The organism is Minwuia thermotolerans (assembly GCF_002924445.1).
GTDB lineage: Bacteria > Pseudomonadota > Alphaproteobacteria > Minwuiales > Minwuiaceae > Minwuia > Minwuia thermotolerans.
Genome location: NZ_PIGG01000079.1, coordinates 1 through 3,202, shown reverse-complemented (window position 1 = coordinate 3,202; position 3,202 = coordinate 1). Strand labels below are relative to the sequence as shown.

The following is a 3,202-nucleotide window of genomic DNA, read 5'->3' as shown; positions in this document are numbered from 1 at the left end:
TTCGTGATCGACACGACGCGCCTGGACGGCAACGACACCCTCGACGGCGGCGCGGACACCGACGACCTGCGGGTTTCGGGCGGCGGCGACATCACCGCCGATCAGCTTGCCAACACGAGCAATTTCGAACGCCTCACCCTGGTCTCCGACCTCGAGACGACGGTCGAGCTGCGCGACAACACCCTGCGCAATTCCGGCAATGTCATCGTCGACGCCTCGGCGCTGGCGGCGGCGACCAGCTTCCTGCTGATCGACGCGGCGCTGAAGACCGATGCGGCGATCGAACTGATCGGCGGCGGCTCCGAGGACGTCGCCTTCGGCACCAGCCTCGACGATACGCTCGCCGGCAATGCCGATCAGGACGCCCTGTTCGGCAATGACGGCAACGACATCATCGATGGCGGCGCGGATTCCGATCTCGTTGACGGCGGGGCCGGCAACGATGCGATCGCGGGCGGTGCGGGCCAGGACGCCCTGGTCGGCGGCCTGGGCGACGACACGCTGGACGGCGGCGCCGATCTCGACGTCGTGGACTTCACCGATGCGGGCTCCGCGGTCACCGTCGATCTGACCGCCGGTACGGCGAGCGGCGAGGGCGCCGACGTCCTTGCCGATATCGAGGCGGTGCTGGGTTCGGCCCAGGCCGACGATCTGACCGCGAACGCCGGTTCGGCCGAAGGCGCGCTGTTCGGCGGCGCGGGCGGCGACACGCTGACCGGCACGGCCGGGAACGAGGGGCTGTTCGGCCAGCTCGGCGACGACAGCGCGGAAGGCGGCGCGGGCTCCGACTTCCTCTCCGGCGGCGGCGGCAACGACACCTTGCGGGCGGGCGACGGCAATGACGACGTGGTCGGCGGTGCGGGCGACGACCTGATCGAGGGCGGCGCCGGCAACGACCTTCTGCTGGGCGACGATCCGGCCGATGGCGGCCAGGCGCTCGGCTTCGACGGCGTTGACGACGCGGTGTTCGTGCCGAATCTCGAAGGCGTCTCCGGCACCTCCGACCTCAGTTTCGAAGCTTGGCTCACGCCCGGAATCTCTGCCGACATGGCCGTCCTCGACATGCGCGCCGATCAGGCCGGCTTCGAGAAGGGCTTCTTCTTCGGCTTCGTCGCCGACGGTCAGGGCGGGCTCATCTCCCACGCCCGGATCGCCGACGGCGCGGGCAATGTGATCACGCTGGACGGTTCGGCGCTCTCGCTGGCCGGCACGGCGCAGCACTTCGCCGTCACCGTCGACCGCGACGGGCTGATGTCGATCCTGGTCGACGGGGTGGTGGATCAGACGATCGACATCTCGTCGCTGGACGGCGTCGACATCTCGACCACCGATCCGCTGTTCCTGGGCGAAAGCAACCTGGACGACGCCTTCGCCAGCTATGCCGGCGCGATGGACGAGGTGCGGCTGTGGTCGGTGGCGCGCAGCGACGCCGAGATCGCCGGGGCGCGTGACGACCTGCTGGTGGGCGACGAGACGGGGCTGGAACTCTACTACCAGTTCCACGACCTGCCGGCGCCGTTCACCGCCGACGAGACGGCGAACGGCAATACGGGCTTTTTCGTGGGCGGCCCGGCGCTGGAAGCCTCGACCGCGGTCATCAACGACGTCTCGAGCGGCAATGACACGCTGCTCGGCGGCGACGGGGTCGACACGATCCAGGGCGGCGACGGCGCGGACATCATCGACGGCGGCGACGACCTGGTTGGCGGCGTGCGCCAGTTCTTCGACACCGCGGACTTCAGCGACCAGATCGACGACCTGTTCGTGTCGCTGGAGTTCGGCGCGGCCCACAACGGCGTGGAACTGGACCGGATCGCGCGGATCGAGCGCGTCGTCGGCGGCGACGGCGACGACGTGCTCGAAGGCGGCTTCGAGGACTTCTTCGAGGAGCTGGTCGGCGGCGCGGGCAACGACACGCTGGACGGCATCCGCGGCTTTACCGCCGCCAGCTACCAGGACGATCCCTCCGGCATCGTCGCCAGCCTGGCGACCGGCGTCGTCACCGACGGCTTCGGCGGCACCGACACGCTGATCGACATCGTTCGCGTCGAGGGTTCCGAGTTCGGCGACGCGCTGACCGGCGGTGACGGCAATGACAGCTTCCGCGCCCGCGGCGGCGCCGACACCATCGACGGCGGCGCCGGGTTCGACGAGGTCGACTACAACAACGCCGGCGCGACGACGGGCGTGAACGTCGACCTCAACACGGGGACGGCCAGTGACGGCACCGGCTCGATCGACGTCATCAGCAATGTCGAGCGCGCCCGCGGCAGCGCCTTCGGCGATACGCTCACCGGCGACGCCAATGACAACCGCTTCCGCGGCATGGACGGCGCAGATTCCATGGTCGGCGGCGACGGCTTCGATACGGTCGACTATGGCAGCGATGCCGGCGAGGCCGGCGGCCAGTCCGGGGTCAACGTCAACCTGACGACGGAGCGCGCGACCGACGGCTTCGGCGAAACCGACACCATCGAGGGCTTCGAGGCGGTCTTCGGCACCGAGTTCGGCGACACCATCACCGGCGACGCCAATGCGAATGTGCTGGTGGGCGGCGACGGACTCGACGTGCTGATCGGCGGCGCCGGCGACGACACGCTGGACGGCGGCGACGACAATCTGGACGGCGTGCGGCAGTTCTTCGACACGGCCGACTATTCCCAGGACACCGGGGCGGTCGACATCAACCTGTTCACCGGCATCGGCCTCGACGGCTTCGGCGATACGGACACGCTCCTCAACATCGAGCGCGTCGTCGGCTCCGCCGGCAACGACACGCTGACCGGCGGCGCCACCGCCTTCTTCGAGGAATTCGACGGCGGGGCCGGCAGCGACCTGATCGACGGCGGCGATGCGCTGGCTCAGGACAGCGGCTTCGACGCCGCCAGCTACCAGAACGCCGGCGCGGCGATCAACGCCACCTTCGTCGCCGGTATCGGCACCGTCACTGGTGGCGACGGCGGCACGGACACGCTGATCGGCATCGAGCGCGTCGAGGGCACCGCGTTCGACGATACGCTGATCGGCGACGAGAACTTCCAGACTTTCCGCGCCCGCGGCGGCAACGATTTCATCGTTGGCGGCGGCAGCCTGTTCGACGATGTCGACTATCTCAACAGCGGCGCGTTCGAGGGCGCGAACATCAACCTCGCCACCGGCATCGCCACCGACGGCACGGGCGGCACGGACACGCTGTCGGGCA

General features: G+C 69.4%; 1 protein-coding gene. It reads left to right on the top strand.

Features of this window, described 5'->3' with window-relative positions; genetic code table 11:
• On the top strand, positions 1 to 3,202 hold a 3,202-nt coding region (locus CWC60_RS22185; protein WP_338133096.1), incomplete at both ends, for a LamG-like jellyroll fold domain-containing protein.